This is a genomic window from Stenotrophomonas sp. P5_A8 (assembly GCF_056400545.1).
Window position 1 is genome coordinate 1 of the sequence record NZ_JBFULB010000048.1, and the last position, 17,810, is coordinate 17,810.

Annotated in this window: 12 protein-coding genes; 6 read left to right on the top strand and 6 right to left on the bottom strand. The window is 68.0% G+C overall.

The features are described from left to right. Window positions 1–654: ESPR domain-containing protein (locus AC1DQP_RS05635; RefSeq protein ID WP_478051236.1), on the bottom strand; the 654-nt coding region annotated here is incomplete at its 3' end. A gap of 450 nt (window positions 655–1,104) precedes the next feature. After that, on the bottom strand, window positions 1,105–5,040 hold the full coding sequence (gene purL, locus AC1DQP_RS05640; protein WP_457318234.1) for a phosphoribosylformylglycinamidine synthase: 3,936 nt from the start codon (window positions 5,038–5,040) through the stop codon (window positions 1,105–1,107). 290 nt (window positions 5,041–5,330) lie between these two features. On the opposite strand from purL, the gene AC1DQP_RS05645 reads away from it, so the two are divergent. After that, window positions 5,331–7,439 carry a glycosyl hydrolase family 18 protein gene (locus AC1DQP_RS05645; protein WP_478051237.1) on the top strand — a complete coding sequence of 703 codons (2,109 nt, stop codon included), beginning with the start codon at window positions 5,331–5,333 and terminating at the stop codon, window positions 7,437–7,439. A 71-nt stretch (window positions 7,440–7,510) separates the two neighbouring features. Here the strand turns inward: AC1DQP_RS05645 and AC1DQP_RS05650 are convergent, their stop codons facing one another. Both AC1DQP_RS05650 and xerD read right to left on the bottom strand, forming a co-directional pair. Beyond that, window positions 7,511–8,305, bottom strand: a complete 795-nt coding sequence (locus AC1DQP_RS05650) for a thioredoxin fold domain-containing protein (protein WP_256775358.1) — start codon at window positions 8,303–8,305, stop codon at window positions 7,511–7,513. A 111-nt stretch (window positions 8,306–8,416) separates the two neighbouring features. Next, window positions 8,417–9,394, bottom strand: a complete 978-nt coding sequence (xerD, locus tag AC1DQP_RS05655; RefSeq protein WP_457318236.1) for a site-specific tyrosine recombinase XerD — start codon at window positions 9,392–9,394, stop codon at window positions 8,417–8,419. A gap of 70 nt (window positions 9,395–9,464) precedes the next feature. Between xerD and AC1DQP_RS05660 the strand changes: the two genes are divergently transcribed. Continuing rightward, complete coding sequence (locus tag AC1DQP_RS05660) at window positions 9,465–9,938, top strand: RDD family protein (RefSeq protein WP_457318237.1); 474 nt, start codon at window positions 9,465–9,467, stop codon at window positions 9,936–9,938. A gap of 395 nt (window positions 9,939–10,333) precedes the next feature. Here AC1DQP_RS05660 and lptG read toward each other — a convergent pair whose 3' ends face one another. Next, on the bottom strand, window positions 10,334–11,440 hold the full coding sequence (lptG, locus tag AC1DQP_RS05665) for an LPS export ABC transporter permease LptG (RefSeq protein WP_457318238.1): 1,107 nt from the start codon (window positions 11,438–11,440) through the stop codon (window positions 10,334–10,336). Beyond that, window positions 11,437–12,516 (bottom strand): LPS export ABC transporter permease LptF, encoded by a 1,080-nt coding sequence (lptF, locus tag AC1DQP_RS05670; RefSeq protein ID WP_256775354.1) that lies wholly within the window; start codon window positions 12,514–12,516, stop codon window positions 11,437–11,439. The genes lptG and lptF overlap by 4 nt, the downstream gene beginning before the upstream one ends. 104 nt (window positions 12,517–12,620) lie before the next feature. On the opposite strand from lptF, the gene AC1DQP_RS05675 reads away from it, so the two are divergent. The 4 genes from AC1DQP_RS05675 (at window position 12,621) to AC1DQP_RS05690 (ending at window position 17,655) form a co-directional block, all read left to right on the top strand. Further along, window positions 12,621–14,099, top strand: coding sequence for a leucyl aminopeptidase (locus AC1DQP_RS05675; protein ID WP_478051238.1), 1,479 nt, complete (start codon window positions 12,621–12,623; stop codon window positions 14,097–14,099). A gap of 85 nt (window positions 14,100–14,184) precedes the next feature. Further along, the gene (locus tag AC1DQP_RS05680; RefSeq protein ID WP_259207039.1) at window positions 14,185–14,610 is read left to right on the top strand and encodes a DNA polymerase III subunit chi; all 426 of its coding nucleotides are present in this window, start codon (window positions 14,185–14,187) and stop codon (window positions 14,608–14,610) included. Window positions 14,611–14,655: 45 nt separating this feature from the next. Next, entirely contained in the window at window positions 14,656–14,844 is a 189-nt protein-coding gene (locus AC1DQP_RS05685) for a YqaE/Pmp3 family membrane protein (RefSeq protein WP_088432079.1), read from the top strand. A 42-nt stretch (window positions 14,845–14,886) separates the two neighbouring features. Further along, entirely contained in the window at window positions 14,887–17,655 is a 2,769-nt protein-coding gene (locus AC1DQP_RS05690) for a valine--tRNA ligase (protein WP_457319188.1), read from the top strand. Window positions 17,656–17,810 lie beyond the last annotated feature (155 nt).

Sequence of the window (17,810 nt, forward strand, 5' to 3'; positions counted from 1 at the left end):
GGCCAGCGCCTGGCTGCCCTGCCCCAGCGCGGTGGCGCCGACGCCGTCGGCGATGGCACCGGCGCCGGCGGCAAGTGCGCCGGCACCGTCGATCTTCGCCGCGTCGCTGTTGTTGCCCGCGCCGWCGGCCTTGAAATAGCGGGTCGCGCCTTCGGCGGCGACCGCAACCTTGTCCAGCTGTGCCTTGTTCACCGCGTCGGTGGCGGCGGTGCCGGCGGCCACGTTGGTGACCTGGCGTTCCTTGCCGGCATCACCGACGGAGACGGTGTTGACGCGGTTGGCCTTCGAGCCTGCGCCGAGCGCAACGCTGTTATTGGCCGAGGCGGTGCTGTTGCTGCCGATCGCCACGGCATTGGTGCCGGACGCGGTGGCGTTGCCGTCGACCACGCAGCTGTCGATCACCGAGCTGTTGAGCACCACGCAGTTGGCATTGCCGCCCACTTCCACCGACTGCGCCTGCGCACCTGGTGCGAACCCGGCGATACCCGCTCCCAGCGTCAATGCGATGGCGGCCGACAGCAGCGACGTGCCGCGCGTGTCGGTGGATCGTCGCTGGTCGATGACCACGCCGGCGGACTGGCTGCTGGCCAATTCCGAGGCAACGACCATCTGCCCCAGTGCTTTGTTCCAGACCTTGCGATAAATCCGATTCATCGATGCGACTCCTGAGTGGGCTGGTTTTGGGCAAAGCGACGCCAACGCCGGACCGCATGGTCCAACGTCCCCTGGGGGCGTTTACTCGCTTGATTTAGTGCGTTGCGCCGAATGGCTCGCTACAGACGTACAGCCGACTCGCCATCCATGCGGTACTGCAGAACTGAATGCTTCCGAAATGAGCAATCAGTGTTAACGCACCGTGGCAAGAACGTCAACACTTTGACTCTCAAAAACTCATGACCGCCAAATCCGTCACAAAAACGGCGCAAAACACCCTTATTTCGTTAGTTTCATGTGAGTAATGGTCATAACGCGGTTTCACACTGAAACACGCTGTAACTCATTGCTGGGGATCATTTTCCGCTGCGCACAAAAAGAAACCGCCGGGAGTGCCGGCGGTTTCTTCACGCGGTTTTCACCGCATCGACAACGGGCGCGTGCGCAGTATCAGCCGCACCATACGCGTGCGTTCCGGAACATGCGCAGCCATGGGGAATCGCCCTGCCATTCGCTTGGACGCCAGCTCAGGTTGAGTGCGCGCGGGGTGCGTTCGGGATGCGGCATCATGATGGTGACCCGACCGTCGGTGTTGGTCAGGCCGGTGATGCCGTCCGGCGAACCGTTCGGATTGAGCGGGTACTGGGTGGCCACGTTGCCATCGCCATCCACGTAGCGCAATGCAACGCGCGCCGCGGCCTGGTCCACGGCCGTGGCGAATACCGCCTGGCCTTCACCGTGGGCCACGGCCACGGGCAGGCGCGAGCCGGCCATGCCACGCAGCAGGATCGACGGCGATTCCACCACTTCCAGCAGTGCGGTACGGGCTTCGAACTGCTCGCTGCGGTTGCGGCGGAACTGCGGCCAGTGCTCGGCACCGGGGATGATGTCCTTGAGTTGGCTCATCATCTGGCAGCCGTTGCATACGCCCAGCGCGAAGCTGTCCTGGCGTGCGAAGAAGCCGGCGAAGGCATCGCGCAGCGCGCTGCGCTCCAGTACCGAGGTGGCCCAGCCACGACCGGCGCCGAGCACGTCGCCGTAACTGAAGCCGCCACAGGCAACCAGGCCGGTGAAGTCGGACAACGCGACGCGGCCTTCGATCAGGTCGCTCATGTGCACGTCATACGCGCTGAAACCGGCACGCTCGAAGATGTTGGCCATCTCGATCTGGCCGTTGACGCCCTGCTCGCGCAGCACCGCCACGCGCGGACGCGCGCCGGTGTTGATGAAGGGCGGTCGCCCCTGCGCATCCTGCGCCCGCGACACGGGCACATCCATGTACGGCGCTGCCACATCTTCATTGATGTCGAAGCTGAGTTTCGGCTTCAGGCCCGGCGCGTTGAAGTTGCGCGCGATCGCACGCTCCTGGTCGGCGCTGTCCGGGTTGTCGCGCAGCTTCTGCATGGCGTGGGTGACCGACCACCAGGCATCGAACAGCGCTTCCCAGCGCCACTCCACCAGGCTCTCGCCCTGCAGCGACACCCGCACCACCGGGGCGGTGGTCGGGCGCGCGATGCGCTGGGCGCATTCGGTCAGCGCATGCCGCTCGACCAGGTCGGCAAAGGCCGCGCGGTCTTCCCGGGCGATCTGCACCACCGCCCCCAGTTCTTCATTGAACAGGCTGCGGAACGGATCATCGCCCCAGGCATCCAGGGTGATGTCCAGGCCCAGGCGCGAGGCGAAGGCCATTTCGCACAGCGCGGCAAACGCGCCGCCATCGCTGCGGTCGTGGTAGGCCAGCAGCAGGCCGGACTGGCGCGCATCGCGGATCAGTTCGAAGAACGCACGCAGGCGCTGTGCATCGTCCAGGTCCGGCGCCGCCCCGGCGAAGGCCGGCAGGGCGCTGTGGTCGGCATGCACCTGGGCCAGGATCGAACCGCCCAGGCGCTGCTTGCCGGCGCCTAGGCCGATCAGCCACAACTCGCTGTCGGTGTCGCGGTCGAGCAGCGGGGTCAGCTGTGCGCTGGCGTCGGCGACCGGCGCAAAGGCGGTGATCACCAGCGACACCGGCGACACCGACTTGTGCGCCTGGCCATCGGCCTGCCACTGGGCCTGCATCGACAGCGAATCCTTGCCGACCGGAATGCTCAGGTCCAGCTGCGGGCACAGTTCCATGCCCACCGCGCGCACTGCGTCGTACAGCAGCGCGTCTTCGCCCTCGTGGCCGGCCGCCGCCATCCAGTTGGCCGACAGCTTCACCGTGTCCAGCGCGTCCACCGGGGCGGCGCACAGGTTGGTGATCGCTTCGCCCACCGCCATGCGCGCCGATGCGGCCGCATTGAGCAGGGCCAACGGAGTGCGCTCGCCGATCGCCATCGCCTCACCGGCGACGGTATCGAAACCGGCCAGGGTGATGGCCACATCGGCCAACGGCAGCTGCCACGGGCCGATCATCTGTTCGCGCGCGGTCAGCCCGCCAACGCTGCGGTCGCCGATGGTGACCAGGAAATTCTTGGACGCCACCGACGGGTGCGCGAGGACGCGCAGGCCAGCTTCATGCAGGTCCAGCCCGGCCGTCTTCAGCGCCGGCCAGCGCGGTGCCGGCGGGTGCGTGGCATCGCGGTGCATCTTTGGTGCCTTGCCGAACAGCACGTCCATCGGCAGGTCGATCGGCGCATCGGCCGGCGTATTGCCCACGGTCGCACCGTAGGCCACGACCAGGCGTTCTTCGGCGGTGGCCACGCCAACCGCGGCGAACGGGCAGCGCTCGCGCGCGCACAGCGCGGCAAATTCGGCCAGGCGCGCCTGCGGTACGCCGAGCACGTAGCGCTCCTGCGATTCGTTGCACCACAGCTGCATCGGCGACAGCGACGGATCGTCGGTGGGCACCTTGCCCAGGTCGATCACGCCGCCCACGCCGGAGTCGTGCAGCAGTTCCGGGATCGCGTTGGACAGGCCGCCGGCACCGACGTCATGGAACCAGCGGATCGGGTTGTCCAGGCCGAGCGCGACGCAGCGGTCGATCACTTCCTGGCAGCGACGCTCCATTTCCGGGTTGTCGCGCTGCACGCTGGCAAAATCGAGGTCTTCGGCGCTCTCACCCGACGCCACCGAGCTGGCGGCACCGCCGCCGAGGCCGATCAGCATCGCCGGGCCACCGAGCACGATCACGGCATCGCCCGGCTGCAGGCGCAGCTTCTCGACCTGGTTCTGGTCGATCGCACCGAGCCCACCGGCGAGCATGATCGGCTTGTCGTAGGCGCGGGTCAGGCCCTGCCCTTCGGGCAGCTCGAAGCTGCGGAAATAGCCGAGCAGGTTCGGGCGGCCGAATTCATTGTTGAACGCGGCGCCGCCGAGCGGGCCGTCCAGCATGATGTCCAGCGCCGGGGCCATGCGCGGGTTGAGCGCGCGCGGCGCTTCCCACGGCTGCGGCAGCGTCGGGATGCGCAGGTGCGAGACCGAGAAGCCGGTCAGGCCGGCCTTGGGCTTGCCGCCGCGGCCGGTCGCGCCTTCGTCGCGGATCTCACCGCCCGCACCGGTGGCCGCACCCGGGAACGGGGCGATCGCGGTCGGGTGGTTGTGCGTTTCGACCTTGATGCAGAACGCCGAATCGACCACCGCTTCGCTGCGGTACTCGCCGCTGGCCGGGTCCGGACGGTAGCGCGCTGCCGGGAAACCGGCGACCACCGCGGCGTTGTCGCTGTAGGCGCTCAACGTGTGCTGCGGGGTCTGCTGGTGGGTGTTCTTGATCATCCGGAACAGCGAATGCGACTGGTCGGCGCCGTCGATGGTCCAGCTGGCATTGAAGATCTTGTGCCGGCAGTGCTCGGAATTGGCCTGCGCGAACATCATCAGTTCGACGTCCGACGGCGTGCGGCCCAGCTCGCCGAAGCGCTGGCGCAGGTAGTCGATCTCATCCTGGGCCATGGCCAGGCCGAGGCGGCGGTTGGCCGCTTCCAGGTCCTCCAGCGCGATCCGCTCCAGTTCGCCACGGGCCGGCGCGCTGAACAGCGCCTGCGCCTGTTCGGCCTGGGCCAGTACGGACTGGGTCATCGGGTCGTGCAGGGCGCGGATCACCGCTTCCTGCGCGGCGGCATCGGCCGGCCAGCCGGCCAGGTCGATGCGCAGGCCACGTTCGACCCGTCGGATCGGCTGCCCGGCACCACGCACCAGTTCGGTGGCCTTGCTCGACCACGGCGACAGCGTGCCCAGGCGCGGCACCACGAAGCGCGATACCGCGCCGTCTTCACGCCCCGCCAGGTCCGGCTGGGCCTCCAGGATCCGGCTCAGGATCACCGGGTCCGGGGCCGCATCGCCCTCGGTCTGGATGAAGTAGACATGCCAGGCACCGGTGATGCGCAGATCGGTGGCCAGGGACTGCAGGCGGGATTCAAGACGTTCGCGGCGGAACGGCGAAAGGGCGGATGCGCCCTCGAGGACCATCATGTCCGGGGAACCGTGGTTGGAAACGGGCCCACTATTGTACCCAAGTCCACCGCCGCGGCCGCCCCGACCGCTGACCGCCGCCCGTAGGCCTTCACGGCCGAACCATGCGCTGGTTCACGGATTGCTGGCGGAATGCATGACAACGTTATCACCACCTGGCTGGCCTGCTTTGCGGCCAGGTCCTCGTCCGCCCCCACTGCTGTTGCCGGCCTCTCCCCGGCGCCCGGACCTGCTGCACGCKGGCCGCCCCACCCGGCGGCCCGCGCCCATCACTAGATCGGAGTAAGACCATGCCTGACCCGATGATGCGCAGTGCGGTGACATCGATATCCTCCCTTGCGGCAGGCCGCCGCAAACGCTGGCTGCTGGCCCTGGCCCTGGCTGCAGCCGCCGCGACCACCACCCCCACCCTGGCGCTGGCCGCGAACTGTACCGGGGCCCCGGAATGGAACCCGGCGGTGATCTACCTGTCCGGCACCACCCTGCAGAAGGGCGGCGTGCTGTACCGGGCCAACCAGGACATCTGGAACGCCCCGCCCGACCACCCCGCTGGCGCGCCCTACTACACCAACCTGGGCGCCTGCGATGGCAGTGGCAGCAACCAGCCGCCCAGCGTCAGCCTGACCTCGCCCGCCGCGGGCGCCAGCTTCACCGCCGGCAGCAGCATCACCGTCAGTGCCAACGCCAGTGACACCGACGGCAGCGTCAGCAAGGTCGAGTTCTTCCGCGGCGGCACCTCGCTGGGCATCGACACCAGCGCGCCGTACAGCGTGACCTGGGCCAACGCGAGCGCCGGCAGCCACACCTTCAAGGCGGTGGCCACCGACAACAACAATGCGGTGACTTCCTCCACCACGGTCAGCGTGACCGTCACTGCCGCCAGCAACGACACCACCCCGCCGAGCGTGCCCGGTGGCCTGGCCTCGCCCTCCAAAACCGCCACCACGGTCAACCTGGCCTGGAGCGCGGCCACCGACAACAGCGGCGGCAGCGGCGTGGCCGGCTACGACGTGTACCGCAACGGCAGCCTGGTCGGCTCGCCCAGCGCCACCCAGTACACCGACGGCGGACTCACCGCCAGCACCGCCTACGCCTACACCGTGCGCGCACGCGACAACGCCGGCAACGCCTCGGCGCAAAGCGGCTCGATCAGTGTGACTACCGCGGCCGGCGGCGGCGGCGGCAGCAAGCGGGTGATCGGGTACTTCACCCAGTGGGGCATCTACGGGCGCAATTACCGGGTCAAGAACATCGACACCAGCGGCTCGGCCGCGCGCCTGACCCACATCAACTACGCCTTCGGCAACGTGCGCAACAATCGCTGCGAAGTCGGCGTGACCCAGGCCTCGGACCCGAACACCGGGGTGGGCGGCGATGCCTTCGCCGATTACACCAAGGCCTTTGGTGCCGGCGAGAGCGTGAGCGGTGGCGCCGATACCTGGGACCAGCCGCTTCGCGGCAACTGGAACCAGCTCAAGCAGCTCAAGGCCAAGCACCCGAACGTAAAGGTGCTGATCTCGCTGGGCGGCTGGACCTGGTCGCGCGGGTTCTCCAGCGCGGCGCAGCCCGCCAACCGCCAGGCCTTCGTCGCCTCGTGCATCGATGCCTACATCAAGGGCAACCTGCCGGTCACCGACGGCGCCGGTGGCGTGGGCGCGGCGGCCGGTGTGTTCGATGGCATCGACRTCGACTGGGAGTATCCGGTGGCCTGCGGGCTGAGTTGCGGCACCCCGGCCGACAACGCCAACTACACCGCGCTGCTGGGCGAGTTCCGCCGCCAGCTCGATGCGGTGCGCCCGGGGCTGTTGCTGACGGTGGCGGTGGGTGCGGGCATCGACAAGGTGCGCGTGACCGACCCGGCCGCGTACCACCCGTACCTGGACTTCATCAACGTGATGACCTACGACTTCCACGGTGCGTGGGATCCGCAGACCAACCATCACTCGGCGCTGTTCGACTCACCGGCCGATCCGTCCACCGGCGACCAGAAGCTCTACAACAGCAACGATGCGATGGAGGCCTTCCTCAGCCGCGGCGTGCCGGCGTCCAAGTTGAACCTGGGCATCGGCTACTACGGGCGCGGCTGGACCGGCGTGGCCAGCGGCAACAACGGCCTGTACAAGAGCGCCAGCGGCGCCGCGCCGGGCACGTATGAGGCCGGCATCGAAGACTGGAAGGTGCTCAAGAACCTGGCCTGGCCGGGCTACACCGACAGCGTCGCCAAGGCCACGTGGATCTCCAACGGCACCACGTTCTGGAGCTTCGACACCCCGGCGATGGTCACCGAGAAGATGGGCTACGTGAAAACCCAGGGACTGGGCGGCGCGTTCTTCTGGGAGTTCAGCGGGGATGACGCCCAGGGCACGTTGACCAAGGCGATCCGCGACGGGTTGAACTGACGGGGAACCGACCCACGGTCGGGCATGCCCCCTTACAACAACGCCCCGGCGATGCCGGGGCGTTGTTTGTTTCAGCGGCTGCCGCCGGCGGTGATCCGCTCCAGCGCGGCCTTCAGCTGTGCCGGCGGCACGTAGCCGCCGAGCTGGGTGCCATCGGGCGCAAAGATCGCCGGGGTGCCGTTGACGCCCATCTGCTGGCCCAACGTGTACTGCATGGCCACCGGATTGGTGCAGTTCTTCGGTGTGACCGGCTTGCCGGTCTTGGCCGCGGTCAGCGCCTGCTTGCGATCGGCCGCGCACCACACCGAGATCATGTCGGTGTAGTCCTGGCTGCCCAGGCCCATGCGCGGGAAGGCGAGGTATTCCACGCTGATGCCGTTGCGGTTGAGCTCGGCGATGTCCTGGTGCAGCTTGCGGCAGTAGCCGCACTCGATATCGGTGAACACACTGATGGTGTACTTGGCGTTGGGCGCGGCGAACACGATGCGCTCGCTCTGCGGCACCTTCGCCAGCAGCTTCTGGCGGTAGCTGAGCAGGCCGGCGCTGCTGACCGGCGCCTTGTTCTGGATGTCGTACGGCTGGGACTGCATCAGGTAGCGGCCGTCATCGGTCACATACAGCACCTGCCCGCCCACCAGCACCTCGCGGAAGCCCGGGAACGGCGCCGCGCCGATGTAGTCCGGGGTGAACTTGGGGTCCAGCTGCTGCAGCGCCTTGCGCACGCGCTGGTCGGCGTTGCCGTCGGCCGGGGCCGCCGCACTGGCCGGGGCCGACGCGCCCTTGCTGGCGGCCGGAGCGGAGGGCTGCTGCGCGCAGGCAGTCAGGCTGAGCGCGCCGAGGAGCGCGGCAATGGCAACACGGAGCATCGAGCGATCCGGGGACAAAGAAGATGGCGCTGATTCTCGCACAGCCGCCCACACCCGCAGCTGGACCGCAGTGGAACAGTGACCGGCGTCAGCTGCCGCGCCGCCACTACCTCAGCCGCGCGGATGGTGCCTGGCGTGCAGTTTCTGCAGGTGTTCGCGCGCCACCAGGGTGTAGATCTGGGTGGTGGACAGCGAACTGTGGCCCAGCAGCATCTGCAGCGCGCGCAGGTCCGCGCCCCGGTTGAGCAGGTGGGTGGCAAAGCTATGGCGCAGCCCGTGCGGGCTGATCCGGACCGGATCGATCCCGGCCAGCACCGCGTACTTCTTCACCAGTGCCCAGAACTGCTGGCGGCTGAGCGGCTGCAGCGAGGGGGCCACGAACATCGGCACCGACCCGTCCGCACCGCCTGGCACCGTGCGCTTGCCGGCCAGCTGCGGGCGCGATTCGGCCAGGTAGCGCTCCAGCCAGTGCTGGGATTCCTCGCCCAGCGGCACCAGGCGCTCCTTGCTGCCCTTGCCGGTCACCCGCAGCACGCCCTGGCGCAGGTTGACCGCGTTGGCCGGCAGTTCCACCAGCTCGCTCACGCGCAGCCCGGCGGCGTACATCAGCTCCAGCATCGCCCGGTCGCGCAGGCCCAGCGGGGAGGCGATATCCGGCGCATCCAGCAGCGCGTCGATCTGGCTTTCGGCCAGCGCCTTGGGCAGCAGCCGCGGCAACCGCGGCGGGTCCAGCAGCGCGCTGGGGTCCTCGCTGCGCTGACCGCGCCGCAGCGCATCGGCGAAGAACGCGCGCAAGGCAGACAGCAGCCGCGCGTTGCTGCGTGGCGACCAGCCATGCCGCGCGCGCCAGGCCAGGTAATCGAACAAGCCGGCCCGATCGATCGCGGCCAGCCCGCCGCCGGCCCCGTCACGCCAACGCGCCAGCCCTTCCAGGTCGCGCCGGTAGCTGTCCAGACTGGCGCGCGCCAACCCCTGCTCGGCCCAGATCGCATCGAGGAAGCGCTGGATCAGCAGGTTGTCGTCGTCGCGCAAGGGCGGCAGCTGCTGGACCAACTGACGGCGCAGCGCGGGGGTAGTGGCATCGGACATGTCACCAGCATACGGAGCCGGGCGCATCGCAGCCATCGAACCGACGCCAGCGCGCAGGTATGCTCGGCCCATGGCCACCACCGTCCCCAGCGCAACCGCCGACCGCCCCGCCACGCTGCTGCTGTGGCGCCTGCTGGCCCTGCTCTACGACCTGTTTCCCGCGCTCGCGCTGTGGATGCTGGTCGGCACCGTGTTCACCGTGGCCTACACCCTGTCCGGCCACGCCGAGCGCGAGAACATACCGGCCTTCAGCGCCCTGCAATGGCTGCTCTGGCTGTGCTGCTGGATCGTCACCGGCCTGTACGCCACGTTGAGCTGGCGTCGCGGTGGCCAGACCCTGGGCATGCGCCCATGGCGGCTGCAGGTGACCACGCCCGCTGGAACGCCCCCCACCCGCCGCCAGTTGTGGCTGCGTTACAGCGTCGGCACCGTGTCGCTGCTGCTCGGCGGCCTGGGTTTGTGGTGGACGTTGATCGACCGCCAACGCCTGAGCTGGCACGACCGTGCCAGCGGCACTCGGGTGCGACGCCTGCCGAAGCGGTGAAACCACGCAACGCGTGGAGGCTGACTGTTGGGTCGGCATGGGGGCCATTGGCATTTGATTGCCGCGCGAGGGGCAGCCACGCATGGCGTGGCTCTACCCGGCCGTTCTGCGATCGCGTTGTTCCGTGCCGGCAGGCCTGGTGCTGGTCGGGGGCGTATACGGCGCGCTGGGGCGACGCTCTCCCTCCTCGCACACGACAAACCGTGCAGAGAGGGTCAGGCAGCCCCCTCCAGGACCGTGCACGGCATGGATGCCGTGAACGAGCCCCCAGGGAGGGGTTTACGGCGTGTCGTGGATGGGGCTGCCTGGCCCTCTCCCGCGATAGCCGGGAGAGACGCCTCCCCTCCGCCATCCGCCTTCCACCATGAGCAACACGCAGGACCCCAGCGGCTGAATTACCCCGACTTGCGCCGGAACAGCATCCCCGACACGGCCAGCATCACGATCGGCGGCAGCGCGTAGGCGATGCGGTAGTCGAACTTCAGCGCACCGGCCATGCGGCCGAAGAACAACTGCAGCAACCAGAAGCCCAGCGCGAACAGGATGCCCAGGAACAGCCGCTTGCCCATGCCGCCACTGCGCAGCGACCCGAACGCGAACGGCACCGCTGCCAGGCACAACGCCAGCACGTTCACCGGATAGAACCACCGGCTCCAGTAGATGTCTTCGTAATCGCGCGAATCCAGCCCGTTGCGCTTGCGGTACTCGATGCTCGTGCGCAGATCCATCGCCGTCAGGTTGCGCGGCTTGGAAATACCGCTGGCCAGCGCCGCCGCATCCAGGCGCGAATTCCACGGTTCGGATTCCACCGTCTCACGCGTCGCCGAGCGCTCGCCGAACGTATCCCGGCGCACTTTCTTCAGCACCCAGCCGTCCTTGTCATGCTCGGCCGAGCCGGCATAGGTCAACGAAGCCAACCGCCCGTCGTCACCAATCTTGTACAGCCGTACATCGCGCAGCACCAGCTTGGTGCCACCGCCGGGCAGCAACTGCTCATCGCCCGCGCCGGCATTGAGGAACGTATCGCCCTCGCGCGCCCACACGCCCGAATACCGCGCCACGGCCATGCTGTTGCCCCACTTGGCGCTCATCTTGATGTCGTCGGCCCGGCTCTGCGCCCACGGCGCCAGCGTCTCGCCGCTGAACACCATCACCGCCGTCAGCAACGACAGCGCGATCGCCACCGACGCACTCAGGCGTTTGCGCGACAGGCCAAGCGCACGCAGCGCGGTCAGCTCCGAGGTCGCCGCCAGCTGGCCCAGGCCCATCAGCGAGCCGATCACCGCCGCCGTCGGGAAGAACGTGTAGGCCCGGCGCGGCACCGTATACAACACCCACGCCGCCGCATGGCCCAGCGTATAGCTGCCCTTGCCGACGTCCTTGAACTCGCCGGAGAACGCCATCACCACGTCCAGGCCCACCAGCACTGCCCAGGTCAGCAGCACGGTGCTGAAGACCGCCCGGCCGAGATAGAGATCAAACCGCATCGGGTGAAGCTTCATGCGGTCCTCCGCGGGCGCGACAGCTTGCCATCACGCAGGTACATCCAGATCGCCAGCGCCAGCAGCGGCAGGCTCAGCCACCACAAGCCGACACTGCCGGACAATTTTCCATCGGCGATCCAGCGCGTGCCGATGAACATCAGGTTCATGCCCACCATGTAGGCCAGGAACGCCAGCATCATCCGCCCGTAGCGCTGCTGGCGCGGCGAACTGCGCGCCAGCGGCAGCGTCATCAACGCAAAGGCCAGCGCGATCAGCGGCGGGGTGATGCGCGAATGCAGCTGCGCCTGCGCGGCCGGGCGCGCATCGCCGAACAGCTGCCCGGTCGGCAGCAGCTCCGGGTCGTCCTTGTCGCGGGTGTCGGCGCCGTCGGGCATGGCCACATCGTTGCGCGCGAAGGTCATCAGCTTGTAGTCCAGGGCGCCGTTGGCCGGGCCTTCGACCTGGTGGCCGTCTTCCAGCTCCAGGTAGCGCTGGCGGGCGCCCTCGAAGAACATCCGGCCGCGATCGGCCGACACCACCTCGATGCGGTCTTCCTTCTGCCGCTGCATGAACACCTTGCCCAGCTGGGTGCCATCGGGCGATACCGAGGACAGGTAGACCACCCCGCCATTGGGCAGGGTAGTGAATTTGCCCGACTCCAGGCCGGCCATCACCACACTGCGGTTGGCCTCCTCGATCATGGTCTCGCCGGTGCGGTCGGCCCACGGCCCCAGCCACAGCGAACACAGGGCGATCAGCCCCACCACCGGCAGCACCAGCATCAGCACCGGGCGCAGCAGCCGCTTCGGGCCCACCCCGATCGCGGTCAGCACCGCCATTTCCGAGTCGCGGTAGAGCCGTGCGGTGGCCAGCATCAGCCCCAGCATCAGCGCCAGCGGCAGGATCAGCGGCATGTAGACGATGAACTGCAGGCCCAGCTGGGAGAACAGCAGGCGGGCGGGCAGGCGGCCGTCGGCGATGTTGCCGAGGATGTCCACCAGGACACCGCCGACACTCACCACCAGCAGAACGATGAGGGTGGCCAGGAAACTCTGGACGAAATCACGCAGGAGATAGCGATCGAGCTTCGACATGGGGCGGTGGTTTAAACTCTCGGATTCGTTCGCGATGCTGCCCAGTCTACCGACGGGACGTAAACAGCTCGCGATTGTACGGATTTGCCAACGGAATCTGATCAATGGCCCTGGAATTCACCCTGAACCACGCAACGCCGGCCTCGGCCGCGTTCGATTGCGTCATCGTCGGCGCCTATGCCGACCAGACCCTGAGCCCGGCGGCACAGGCCCTGGACACCGCCTCCGGTGGTCGCCTGTCGGCCCTGGTGGCCCGCGGCGATGTCGGCGGCAAGACCGGCGCCACCACCCTGCTGCACGACCTRCCCGGCGTCAACGCGCCGCGCGTGCTGGTGGTCGGGCTCGGCGAGCCGGCCAAGTTCGGCGTCCCGCAGTACCTCAAGGCGGTGGGCGATGCCAGCCGCGCGCTCAAGAGCGGGGTCAACCACCACGCGCTGCTGACCCTGACCGAGATCGAGGTCAAGGGCCGCGATGCCGCCTGGAACATCCGCCAGGCCATCATCACCGCCGACCACGCGGCATACCGCTACAGCGCCACGCTGGGCAAGAAGAAGGTCGAAGCGCCGGGCCTGACCCAGCTGGCCATCGCCGGCACCGACACCCAGGCGCTGGCGCAGGGCCAGGCCATCGCCGCCGGCGTGCAGTACGCCCGCGAGCTGGGCAACCTGCCGCCGAACTTCTGCACCCCGGCCTACCTGGCCGAGTCCTCGGTGACGTTCGCCCAGGCCCACGAGGGTGCCGAAGCGGAGATCCTGGACGAGCACCAGATGGAAGCGCTTGGCATGGGCTCGCTGCTGGCCGTGGCCCGTGGCTCGGCCAACCGCCCGCGCCTGGTGGTGCTGAAGTGGAGCAACGGCGGCGACGCCAAGCCCTACGTGCTGGTCGGCAAGGGCATCACCTTCGATACCGGTGGCGTCAACCTGAAGACCCAGGGCGGCATCGAAGAGATGAAATACGACATGTGCGGCGGTGCCAACGTCATCGGCACCTTCGTCGCGGCGGTCACCGCCAAACTGCCGCTGAACCTGGTGGTGGTGGTGCCGGCGGTGGAAAACGCCATCGACGGCAACGCCTACCGCCCGTCGGACGTGATCACCTCGATGTCGGGCAAGACCATCGAAGTGGGCAATACCGACGCCGAAGGCCGCCTGATCCTGTGTGACGCCCTCACCTACGCCCAGCGCTTCGAGCCGGCCGCGCTGGTCGACGTGGCCACCCTGACCGGCGCCTGCCTGGTCGCGCTGGGCCACCAGACCGCCGGCCTGATGACCAAGCATGACGACCTGGCCAACGAACTGCTGGCCGCTGGCGAGCACGTGTTCGACCGCGCCTGGCGCCTGCCGCTGTGGGACGAATACCAGCCGATGCTGGATTCCAGCTTCGCCGACGTCTACAACATTGGCGGTCGCTGGGCCGGTGCGATCACCGCCGGCTGCTTCCTGTCGCGCTTCACCGACGGCCAGCGCTGGGCCCACCTGGACATCGCCGGCGTGGCCAGCGACGAAGGCAAGCGCGGCATGGCCACCGGTCGTCCGGTCGGCCTGCTGAGCCAGTGGCTGCTGGACCAGGTCGCCCGCGCCTGATGCCCTGCCCGATCGCGGCCGCCTGGCGGTGGCCGCGATCCCGCCCGGCCTGGCGCCGGGTTCTCCCTCCGCTCCAGGCCCTGCCATGTCCCGTGCTGATTTCTACCTGATCGCCAAGCCCCGCTTTCTGACCGAGCCCTTGCGCCTGGTCTGCGAACTGGCCCGCAAGGCCAACGACGCCGGGCTGTTCACCCTGGTGCTGGCACGCGACCAGGCCCAGGCCGAGGAGCTGGACGAGCTGCTGTGGGCGTTCGACAACGACGCCTACATCCCGCATCAGATCGCCGGCGAAGACATGGACGAGGAAGAGGCACTGGTGCTGATCGCCGTGCCCGGCACGCCAGCCCCGGCGCGCCCGCTGGTGATCAACCTGCGCGATGACCCCTACCTGGCCGAGTGCGACCGCGTGCTGGAAGTGGTACCGGCCGACCCGGAAGCGCGCGAGCCGTTGCGCGAGCGCTGGCGCCAGTACAAGGCGCTGGGCTTTGACCTGAACAAGTACGACATGTAACCCGCGCGGCGCCCCTCGGGCCGCCGCCGCACCCGGAGCCTCTTGATGCGCCTGTTGATCGCCCTGATCTTCCCCTGGTTCGCCTTCTTCACCATCGGCCGCCCGATCGCAGGCATCCTCTGCCTGATCCTGCAGATCACGCTGATCGGCTGGCTGCCCGCCGCGATCTGGGCCGCCTACGCGGTCTCGCAGTTCCATACCGACCAGAAGATCCGTCGCGCCCTCGGGCGCTGAACTTCCGGCACCCCACCTTTCGTCTTCGATCCTGGTTCCCGCATGACCCAACTCGCCCCCAGCTACGACCCCAAATCCTTTGAAACCGAGTTGTACGACTCGTGGGAGAAGGCCGGCCATTTCAAGCCGTCCGGCAAGGGCGAGCCGTACACCATCCTGCTGCCGCCGCCGAACGTAACCGGCACGCTGCACATGGGCCATGCCTTCCAGCAGACCCTGATGGACGCGCTGGTGCGCTATCACCGCATGCGCGGCTACGACACGTTGTGGCAGGTGGGAACCGACCACGCCGGCATTGCCACCGAGATGGTGGTCAGCCGCAACCTGGCGCTGGCCGGCCAGGGCGAGACCCGCGATTCGCTGGGCCGCGAGGGTTTCATCGAGAAGGTGTGGGAATGGAAGGCGCAGTCCGGTGACACCATCGAGCGCCAGATGCGCCGCCTGGGCACCTCCAGCGACTGGTCGCGCAGCACCTTCACCATGGACCCGCAGCCGTCCGAGGCGGTGATCGAAGCCTTCGTGCGCTGGCACGAGCAGGGCCTGATCTACCGTGGGCAGCGCCTGGTCAACTGGGACCCGGTGCTGAAGACGGCCATTTCCGACCTGGAAGTGGAAAGCGTGGAAGAAGACGGTTTCCTGTGGTCGATCAGCTACCCGCTGGCCGATGGCAGCGGCACCCTGACCGTGGCCACCACGCGTCCGGAAACCATGCTGGGCGACACCGCGGTCATGGTGCACCCCGAAGACGAACGCTATGCGCACCTGATCGGCAAGATGGTGAAGCTGCCGCTGACCGACCGCGAGATTCCGGTGATCGCCGATGACTATGTCGACCGTGCGTTCGGCACCGGCGTGGTCAAGGTCACCCCGGCGCACGACTTCAACGATTACCAGGTCGGCGTGCGCCACAACCTGCCGATGATCAACCTGTTCACCCCGACGGCGGCGATCAACGACAACGCCCCGGAAAAATATCGCGGGCTGGACCGTTACGAAGCGCGCAAGGTGATCCTGGCCGAGCTCGAAGACTTCGGCATCCTGGTCGAAACCAAGGCGCACAAGCTGCAGGTGCCGCGGGGCGATCGTACCCAGCAGGTGATCGAGCCGTACCTGACCGACCAGTGGTTCGTGAAGATGGACGTGCTGGCCAAGCGCGGCCTGGAGCTGGTGGAGAACGGGTCGATCCAGTTCGTGCCGGCCAACTGGATCAACACCTACCGCCACTGGATGGAGAACATCCAGGACTGGTGCATCAGCCGCCAGCTGTGGTGGGGCCATCGCATCCCGGCGTGGTTCGACGAGGCGGGCAACTGCTACGTCGGTCGCGACGAAGCCGAGGCACGCGCGAAGAACAACCTTGCCGCCGATGTCGCCCTGCACCAGGACAGCGACGTGCTGGAGACCTGGTTCTCCTCGCAGCTGTGGCCGTTCTCCACCCTGGGCTGGCCGAACGAGCAGGCGATGGACGCGCGCGGTTTCGAGCGCTACCTGCCCTCGGCGGTGCTGGTCACCGGCTTTGACATCATCTTCTTCTGGGTGGCCCGCATGATCATGGCCACCGACAGCTTCACCGGGAAGATTCCGTTCAAGGACATCTACATGACCGGCCTGATCCGCGATGCGCAGGGTCAGAAGATGTCCAAGTCCAAGGGCAACGTGCTCGATCCGTTGGACATCATCGACGGCATCTCGCTCGAGGACCTGATCGCCAAGCGCACCACCGGGCTGATGAAGCCCAAGGACGCGCCGAAGATCGAGAAGGCCACCCGCCGCGAATTCCCCGAGGGCATCATCGCCCACGGTGCCGATGCGCTGCGCTTCACCATCGCCGCGCTGGCCACCCACGGCCGCGACATCAAGTTCGACATGAGCCGCGCCGAGGGCTACAAGAACTTCTGCAACAAGCTGTGGAACGCCAGCCGCTTCACCCTGATGAACACCGAGGGCAGCAGCTTCACCGGCGTGCCGCAGCCGCGCACCGATGCCGAGCGCTGGATTCTGTCGCGGCTGGCGGCGGTGTCGACCGAGGCGCAGACGCACTACGCCAACTACCGCTTCGACCTGCTCGCGCAGTGCCTGTACGAGTTTGCCTGGAACGAGTTCTGCGACTGGTTCCTGGAACTGACCAAGCCGGCGCTCAACGGTGCCGATGCCGACGATGCCAACAGCACCCGCCACACCCTGCTGTACGTGCTCGAAGCGCTGCTGCGCCTGCTGCACCCGCTGACCCCGTTCGTCACCGAGCAGCTGTGGCGCCAGGTCGCCCCGCGCCTGGGCATCACCGAGGACACCCTCTCGCTGCGTCCGTACCCGACCGCCGAGGAGTTCGCCGGGGATTTCGCCCGCGCCGAGGCCGACGTGGAATGGGTGAAGTCGATGGTCAACGCGCTGCGCCGCGTGCGCAGCGAATTGAACGTGCCGCCGTCCAAGCAGGTCAGCCTGCTGCTGCAGGGGGGCAACGACGACGACCGCGCGCGCATGACCCGCTTCACCTCCTCGCTGTCCTTCCTGCTCAAGCTGGAGCGCATCGAGTGGCTGGCCAACGGCAGTGACACCCCGCCGGCCGCAGCCGCGATCGTGGGCGATCTGACCTTGCTGGTGCCACTGGAGGGCTTGGTCGACCTGGGCGCCGAACGCGCGCGCCTGGACAAGGAAATCGCCCGGGTGGAGTCGGAGAAGGAAAAGAGCGAGACCAAGCTGGCCAAGTTCACCGACAAGGTGCCGGCGGCGGTGGTCGAACAGGAGCGCGTGCGCCTGGTCGAATGGACCGCCCAGCTGGACGGCCTGCGCGGACAGCGCGCGAAGCTGTAATCGCCGGGAAGCCACCCGGATACCGGAACACGGCGTGGGTTGGAGGTAGAGCCACCCCATGGGTGGCTGCTCTCCGTGGCGGGTTACGTGCAGCCACCCGTGGGGKGGCTCTACCAGGGTTGCGTGCAGCCACCCATGGGGTGGCTCTACCAGGG